The 8,005-nt window shown below is 69.4% G+C and carries 5 protein-coding genes; 1 reads left to right on the forward strand and 4 read right to left on the reverse strand.

The features are described from left to right. Nucleotides 1-153: 153 nt before the first annotated feature. The 4 genes from ACFWDI_RS22375 to ACFWDI_RS22390 all read right to left on the reverse strand — a co-directional run bounded on the left by ACFWDI_RS22375 (nt 154) and on the right by ACFWDI_RS22390 (nt 5,697). Nucleotides 154-1,239 (reverse strand): MerR family transcriptional regulator, encoded by a 1,086-nt coding sequence (locus tag ACFWDI_RS22375; protein ID WP_385306276.1) that lies wholly within the window; start codon nt 1,237-1,239, stop codon nt 154-156. A 76-nt stretch (nt 1,240-1,315) separates the two neighbouring features. Next, the gene (locus ACFWDI_RS22380) at nt 1,316-3,340 is read right to left on the reverse strand and encodes a serine/threonine protein kinase (protein ID WP_385306277.1); all 2,025 of its coding nucleotides are present in this window, start codon (nt 3,338-3,340) and stop codon (nt 1,316-1,318) included. A gap of 206 nt (nt 3,341-3,546) precedes the next feature. Further along, nucleotides 3,547-4,668 (reverse strand): hypothetical protein, encoded by a 1,122-nt coding sequence (locus ACFWDI_RS22385; RefSeq protein WP_385306278.1) that lies wholly within the window; start codon nt 4,666-4,668, stop codon nt 3,547-3,549. A 189-nt stretch (nt 4,669-4,857) separates the two neighbouring features. Beyond that, nucleotides 4,858-5,697 carry a hypothetical protein gene (locus ACFWDI_RS22390; protein WP_385306279.1) on the reverse strand — a complete coding sequence of 280 codons (840 nt, stop codon included), beginning with the start codon at nt 5,695-5,697 and terminating at the stop codon, nt 4,858-4,860. A 331-nt stretch (nt 5,698-6,028) separates the two neighbouring features. Here ACFWDI_RS22390 and ACFWDI_RS22395 point away from each other — a divergent pair, with 331 nt between their 5' ends. After that, nucleotides 6,029-7,930 (forward strand): hypothetical protein, encoded by a 1,902-nt coding sequence (locus ACFWDI_RS22395; protein WP_385306281.1) that lies wholly within the window; start codon nt 6,029-6,031, stop codon nt 7,928-7,930. Nucleotides 7,931-8,005: the final 75 nt, after the last annotated feature.

The raw sequence follows: 8,005 nt of genomic DNA on the forward strand, positions 1-8,005 counted from the left end.
CCCCGGTCCCGGACGAGATACGGGACCAGCCCCTTGGTGAAGTATGGGACAGCAACATCCCAAATGGGCAGGGGTGTGCAGGAGTTCGGCCGCGGTGAAGGTGCGCCCCACAGCAGTTGTCTGCCGGAGGGAACCTGCTGCGCCGGACGGAAGCTAGTTTTCCAACCGCACCGGCATCAGGAGCGAGAAGGCGCCCTCGTCGTCGGGCCGGCGGATCGCGAGCGGCGCCGTGGGCGCGCCCAGCTCCAGGATCAGCTCGTCCCGGGCTCCGGCGGTGAGCGCGTGCAGCAGGAACTCGCGGTTGACGGCCACGTTGTTCTGATCGTCGTCACCGTCGTCACACACGATCACGGATCCGTTCTCCGTCACCCTGAGCACACTGAGGTCGTACGGCTCGCCGTCCTGCTCACGTGTCTCGCTCGCGCGGACCGGACCGGTCTCCAGGGCCTTCTGGAAGGCCGCCGTATCGACGTGGGCCCGGCGACCGGCCGGGAGTTGGACGAGGCGACGGTAGTCGGGGAACTCGTGGCCGAGGCTCTGTCCTGATGTCTGCCGGTCGCCAGTCTCCAGCGCGACGCTGTCACCGTCCACCGCGAGCCGGGCGGGCTCCTCGCCGGTCAGCAGCGCCCGCATCGCGTCGGCGAGCGGAAGGGGCACCACCACCTGCGTCCTGGGCCCGCCATGTCCGGTCGCGTGTGCTTGCGCGACGGCCATCCGGTAGCGGTCGGTGGCCACGAGGTGGAGTCCTTCGCCCTCGATGTCGAACAGGATCCCGCCGAGCATCGGCAGCTCGGCGTCGGTACCGGCGGCGAAACGGACCGCGTCCAGCGCGGCGGCCAGCTCCGGCACGGGGACGGACAGCCGGGCGGTGGCGGTGTGGGGCGAGGTCATGGGGTTTGTCTCCCTGTGGTCGAGTAGAGCTCGGAGCGTGGAGAACTCGCTGCGGGCATCGGACAGCCCCAGCTCGAGACGGCGCAGGTGCGCCTGAAGGAGACCTCGCACCAGGTCCGTGTCCGGGCCCGCCCAGCCGGCCAGCACGAGCCGGATGTCGGCCAACGGCATGCCTGCCCGGCGCAGCCGGGCCAGCAACCGGGCCTCCTCCAGCTGCTCGGGCTCGTACCAGCGGTAGCCGCTGACCGGGTCCACCCAGGCGGGGACCAGCACACCGGCACGGTCGTAGAACCGCAGCGCGCTCACGCTCAGTCCGCCGTCCCGGGCCATTTCCCCGATGCTGCGCATCTCGTTCTCCACACCCGGAACTCTGAGCCCTCGACAAGGTCGAGGGTCAACCCCGGCCACGGTCCGGATCTGCTGCTCAGGCCGGACAGTCGGCCTGCGTGGTGGCAGTGCCCGAACGGATCATCATGTAGTGGGACCCGCCGATCTCCGCCACGGCGTAGCGGGAGTACGGCCAGGCGCTCCCCGCGCTCTCCCGTTCGCCCACGAGAGCCCGGCACGCCTCGCCGGCGGCCAGACTCGCCCAGGACTCGACCTGCTGTTCGTTCCACTGCGCGTAGTCCGACCAGACGTACATCACGGAGTTGTAGGGGTCGAAGCCCACCTTGATCTGCGCGTTGCCGAGCACACGATCGGTGCCGAGCGTCCGGCGCATCCCGTTGGTCCCCGCGATGATCTTCCTGGCGGCGCCGTCCGCGACCCGAATCTCCGCACTGTCGGTGCTGGGGATCATCGCCTGCCCCAAACCGTCCTCGTCGGGCTGCCAGTCCTGCGAACCGTCCGGGTCCTGCCCGGTGCCGTCGTCGGCGGCCGACTGGCACTGTGAGTTGGTGACGAAATCGTCCTGCCACGTCACCTGGGGATCCCGGCCCTGCTCCTCCTTCACCATGACGTACGTGCGGTACGGCAGGTCCGGGTGCAGGCGGAGAATAACGTCCCGCAGCGTCAGACACATCGACTTGGCGATCTCCGTCTCCGCGTACATCGTTCCCTGTTCGTCGGAGGTCAGCCGGTACGAGAGGTACACCTCCCGGCGTGACTCGTGGAACCGCACATTCGCCGGAACGAAGTCCACGCCGTCGCCGAATTCCTGCGCCTCGACCCCCTCGTCGTGCAGAACCGCCCGCGCCACGTCGTGCTCACCCGCGCCCTGTGCCGCTCGCGCCTGCTTCCAGCTCGCCGCACTCGCCGCACCGCCGGTCGCGGCCTGCTGCTCCGCCGTCTTGTGCCCGTTCGCGGCGTCGGCCGAAGACTGACCTGTTTCGGCCGAGGAGAGTGGTGACACTGAGGCCTCTGACGCCGAGGCCGTGGACGCGGGTGTGTGGCGGCCGCCCCCGGTGTCGCCCAGCAGCGCCGCCACCCCTCCGGTCAGGCCGCCGATGACGCCGGCCGCGAGGACGACGGTACCGGCCAGCCGCATCTTCGAGCGGCTTCGGTCAGCGGGCAGGTTCCAAGCAGGGTCCTCCGCGGCCGGCACCTCCCAGACGGCCGTGACCATGTCCACGGCCGTCGCCGGTACCACGTCTGCCCTCGCCACCCGAGTGACCTGAGCGGCCAGCAGCACCGCGCACTCCTGGGCGGCTTCGGCGGCTGACGGCCGGTCAGCCGGCTCCTGGGCCAGAGCTTTCTCCACGGCCTGGCGCAGGGGTACGGGGACGCCGTCCAGGTCGGCCTCCCCCGACAGCACGCGGAAGGCCACCACATCGGGCGCGCCGGCCCCGAAGGGCAGCCGGCCGGTTGCCGCGTAGGCCACGAGCGCTGCCCACGCGAACACGTCTCCCGACGGACCCGCGGTGCCCTGACGGTACTGCTCGGGACTGATCCAGCCGGGGGTGCCCGTCATGACCCCGGTACGGGTGACACTGGTGCCGTCGGCGGCGTGTGCGATGCCGAAGTCCAGAACCTGGGGGCCGGCGGGCGTGAGTAGGACGTTCTGCGGCTTCACATCGCGGTGCACCACCCCTACAGCGTGAATGGCGGCCAGCGCGTGTGCGGTGGCGGTGGCGAAGGCGTAGAGGCTTCCTTCCGCAAGCGGTCCGTGCGCGCTCACGTGCTGGTTCAGTGTCGGCCCCGGAACGTAGGCGGTGGCCAGCCACGGGGTCAGCGCGTCCGGATCGGCGGCGAGCAGCGGGACCAGGTGCGGTCCGGTGACGCGGGAGGACAGTTCCACCTCGCGCCGGAACCGGGCCCTGAACTCCGGGTCCTGAGCCTGCTCGGGATGGATCACCTTCACCGCCACGCGCATTCCGTCGGAGGCGACTCCGGCGTGGACGGTGCCCATGCCGCCGACGCCGAGACGGCCGACGATGCGGTAGGGGCCTATGCGGGAGGGGTCGCCGGGACGAGCCGGCTGGACTCTTCCGCCGGAGCCGATCGCGCTCACGAACACTTCCTTGAACAGAGGGATGGCCTGGGGGAGCCGGGGGGACAGACGGTCGGGAAGGGAAGCGGGGACTTCGGGCATCGATCGGCCGACGCGGGCAGCAGGCTCTGCACATGCGCGCACATCCGAATCAAGCCGCGGGACTGCCGGCAGGGCACAACTCGTGCGTCAGATCCTCGCCATTGTGGGAAGTGGCAATGACGGCGTCAGACCCGGCGGCAGCGATCTCGAAGCTCGGCGATGACGGCTCTCTCGGACGCGTTGACGTCACCGTCCACTGCGGCCACCCGGTCGGCCGCGTCGAGGATGTCGCTCAGATCCCCCGGCTCGGCGTCTATGCGCCGCCACACCTCGGCGGGCTCGATGTCGACAAGGTGAGCAAGCTGTCTATCGACCACCTGATGCTGATCCCGGACCAGCCTCACCAGGTGCCGCATCAACAGCGCCTCATCGTCGGCGATTTTGCGGTTCGCCCCGATGACGAGCCATGCGACCCACAGCATCAACTGCGGATGCTGACTCCGCTTGCTCAGATTCTCGGCGAGTTCGATCACCCGCGCCTCGTTCCGGAAGACGGCCTGCGCGTGCCGCCCGGCGAGTAGCGTCGTATAGCGGTTCAACACCACCGCAAGGGGAACGCCGACCAAGGGGATACCGATCTTGATGACGTTGCGCTGCAGGAGATGCTTCCCGACGACGGGGAGCCCTTTCGTGGCGGTCAGTACAGTTCCGGAGTAGAAGCGCTTGATCAGCGGCCGCACTACGGCCGGGACTGCCTTGACCACGCTCTTCTGGACCGCTTCCCCACTCTTGATCGTGAAGGCCACTCGAATGAGCTTCCACATGTCCTCGGGGTCGGACAGGTCGAGCGGGACCCGGTAGAGGACTGCGATGTCGTATGCCAGGCGGAGCTGGAGCCGGGTGATGAACGCGACATCGACCATCAGGGTCGCGACGGCGGCCGGGACAGTCGCCGGCGAGGCACCACCAAGGCTCCCGAGGGTGGCGACGACGGCCGCCGAGTAGGCCCCGGCAGAGAGCCCGCCTTCGAGCGCGGCGTACCGAGCCGCCATCTTGATCCGCTGATCGACGATGGCATCCGCGGGTACGCCCGCGTACCGCTCCTGGAAGTACTGAGCGTCGACCTTGGCGGTGTAGGAGTTCATGGCCTGAGCGCTGAGCTTGGTGAACCAGTTGCCCGACTTGATATCGTCCGAGCTCAGGCCCTTGATGAACTCCCTTATCTCGGCCCGCTCTTGCTCGACAACCTTCCGGTCGGCATCGTCGTGGCCACCGGCGTCGACAGCATCAGTCGGAGTTCTGGCCATGGTGAGTCCCCCATTTTTTCGGTTTTCATCGTGTCCTGTGTGACAGTGCCCAGCCGGTGCCGGGCCGACAGGCGGGCGCTGGCGAACGCGGTTGCGCCGTCGTTGAATCGCCGGGTGCACGGACCCGGCCCGCCCCCGTCCGGTGTCTGTGGTGCCAAGGGGTCGACTGTGCGCTGAACCTATGCCATTTCAGGCGCCGTTGTCCGCTGAGGTGAGGGCGGAGCGGCTGGAGATGCGCGGCATCGTCTCGTTGGGGGAGCGGCGCAGCAGCTTGATCGTGCGGCCCTCGACCCAGGCGTTCCACGCCTTGAGGTAGTAGAGCAGGTGCTCGCGTGAGTCGTCGCGGCGTCGGTGCGCGTTGCCCAGGGCCAGGTTGAGCATGGTGTTGCGCAGCGTCAGACGCGGATCGCCCGGCTCCAGGCGGGCACCGGTGACGACCCCAGCTTCCCAGTCGGACTGGTCGATGTCGGGCCGGGCCTCGCTGGTGACGTACCAGCCGATCGTCGCGGCCGTGACGGTGATACGGCATCCCCGGTTCAGCGCGATGCCGTGGTGCAGGGCGTCGCGGACACCGGGGTGTTCGCCGAGCAGGTTCAGGAGCTGATCGTTGCTGGTGACCGACGATCCGCCGCTCCACGCGGAGTTGGGGGCATTGCGGTACAGATGCAGTCCGCGCAGGGCTGCCGCCAGGTGGGTCGCGTTGGCCTCCCCCGCGAGGGCCAGCGCGTCCCGGCCGGTGCGCTTACGACCCGTGTCCATCACGGTGAACGCGGTACGCGGCACGCCGTGCGTGACGGTCAGGGGCACGGTGACGCCCGCCTTGACGATGGCGGCCAGGCGGTGTTGTCCGTCGATGAGAACGTCGTCCTCGTCGAAGGCGATGCCCTGGTGCGTCAGCTGCCATTCCCCACGCTGGATCTGACCTGCCAGTTGCTGCACCGTGCTCTTGCTGAGCGGCCGGTTGTTGGTGTTGCGGGTGAGCCACTGCGCCGCCAACTGGGGCGATACGTCCACCACTTGCATGTGCATGGCACTCCTACCTTCCTCTGGCGCGACGTCAGCGACAGCCTGCCGTGCGTTGTGAACTAAGTCAACACCTTTGTCGTCCGTGCGTCGGACTCAAAGGTGTTGTCGAGGTCGGTCGGGGTTATCGGTAATCACTCATCAGTGGCGATCTGTGCGGACTGGGCTCCACGGGCGGGGTGGGTGTCCGGGTTTGCTGATACGCTCGCGATGTGTGCTCAGTTCACACTCAAGTCCGTGCGCCGGGGGGCGCCTCGCGATCGGGCTCGTGGTGGTCGGGGCGGGATGACCGGACGGGCCACCGGATGGCCCTCAGGAGCAGTGGTGGGGTGGGCGTGTGAGTCAGGATGAGCGCGGGCTGAGCGACGGTCTGCGGCCAGTGGGTTCTGTCTACCAGTACGACGACGGCCTGTACGTGCGGGTGGACGACGTCGTGCCGTACACACTGGCGGACCCCGAGGACAGCCACGGGTACCGGCAGGGTGACGACCTGGTGTGCTGCACCATGTACCTGAGCAACGGCACCGGGCGGCCGCTCGACCTCGACGGCATCACCCTGCTGGTGCGGGGAGGGCCGTACGGCAAGACGGGCCGTCAGGTGCAGGACTACCGCAGTGACGTGCTCGACGACGAGCTCGAGGGCACCCTGCGCACGGGGCGCAGGGTCTCCGCCACGTGGGCCTACAGCATTCCGGCCGGCATCGCCGGTGATCTGGACATCGAGGTCCGCTTCCCGGCGCGCGACCGGAAGAGCGTCACGTTCAGCACGGCGTCGACCGTCGCCACGGTGGTCGGCGAGCGCCCTGTGCCGATGGCGTTCGATCAGTCCGTGCCGCTCGGTGAGCGGCAGCAGTCGTTGTTCGCGGACCCGGACGAGGCCCCGGAGCCTGCGACGGGGGCCGGGCACGCGGCCTCGGCCGCAGGCGGGCAGCGAGCGACCGCACCGGCCGTGCTCGACGCCATCCCGGCTCAGCCGACCGGCCCCGGGCGTCAGACCACCCGATCGCTCGCCCCGGAACTCTCCGCCGACGGGCTGGACGCCGCACGCGTCCGGCAGATCTTCCGGTTCCTCGCCGAGGCCGAGGAGTCGAAGACGCGCCCCGTGCGCACGCTCGACGGCGCGGCCGGCGCCGTGTGGTTCGACGAACTGCCGAGCGACGACGGCGTCGAGGTGATGATCGACGGCGCCCTCGCGGGCGACGACCCGGCCTGGCTGACGGTCGCCCGTCCCGAACGCGAGGACGCACCGCACCCCAAGCCCCTGCTCGCGCCCTGGGTGGACGAGACCCGTATCCGCGACTTCAAGGAGCCTCGCGCCCCGCACCTGCGCCGGCGCATCGAACCCGAGTTCCCCGACTGGTCCCGGGGCATCCCACTCGACAAGACCTACCACGAGCTGGACGAACATCCCCGGCGGGAGAAGATCGAGAAGCTGTACGCCGCCTGGGAGCAGGAATGGCTCGCCTGGGCGGAGCGGCGCCGCGCGATCGACCCCGTGGTCAGGCTCTACGACCGACTGCACAAGATGCACGAGGACGCCGCGGGCCTCGGTGAGGCGTACGAACTCGTGCTCGGGCTGGGCCGGCTCACCTGGCAGACGAGCACCGGGCAGCGGGTGGAACGGCACCTCGTCACGCACCGGGCCACCATCCAGCTCGACCCGTCCACCGGCACGCTCACCGCAGCCCCCGACCCCACCGGCGCGGGCCTGGAACTCGAAGAAGGCATGCTCGAAGGGGCCCAGCATGTGCCGGGCGCCGTGCGCGAGACGATTGTCGAGGTGCTGGAAGGCGCCTTGGACGTGACTGACCCCGAACACCTCGACGCCGTACACACCGCCCTGCGCAGCTGGGTCAACGCCGCGCACAGCGCGGGAAGTTACGCGCCGACCGTCGAGCGCGCCAAGCCGCGCAGCCTCGACGTCCCGCAGGTGGGACTCACCCCCGCACTCGTCCTGCGTGAGCGCAGCCGCCGCTCCACCATGGACGCTCTCAAGGCCATCGCCCGGCAGATCGACGCGGGCACGCCGCCCACCGAACTACTCAGCTACATCTCGGGCCGGGACGGCGCGCTGACCGCGTCGGACCTCGCGGCGGCGGAGGACGTCGGAGCGGCGCAGGACAGCGACGAGATGTACTTCGCACTGCCCGCCAACGAGGAGCAGCGCACGATCGCCGAGCGCCTGCGCGCCAACCGGCTCGTCGTCGTCCAGGGGCCGCCCGTTATCAACGGGGCCTGAGCCCCTCTCTTCTCTGTCTTCAACGAGCGTCACCGTGAGCGTTCTGCGTCGTTGATGCATTGCTATCAACGGGAG

Origin of the sequence: Streptomyces sp. NPDC060064 (genome assembly GCF_042736455.1) — a bacterium.
Classification (GTDB): Bacteria; Actinomycetota; Actinomycetes; order Streptomycetales; family Streptomycetaceae; genus Streptomyces.

What these genes read in the sequence shown, in the direction of transcription:
- ACFWDI_RS22390 (WP_385306279.1), bottom strand. Translation starts at nt 5,697, where the DNA reads ATGCACATGCAAGTGGTGGACGTATCGCCCCAGTTGGCGGCGCAGTGG.
- ACFWDI_RS22385 (WP_385306278.1), bottom strand. Translation starts at nt 4,668, where the DNA reads ATGGCCAGAACTCCGACTGATGCTGTCGACGCCGGTGGCCACGACGAT.
- ACFWDI_RS22375 (WP_385306276.1), bottom strand. Translation starts at nt 1,239, where the DNA reads ATGCGCAGCATCGGGGAAATGGCCCGGGACGGCGGACTGAGCGTGAGC.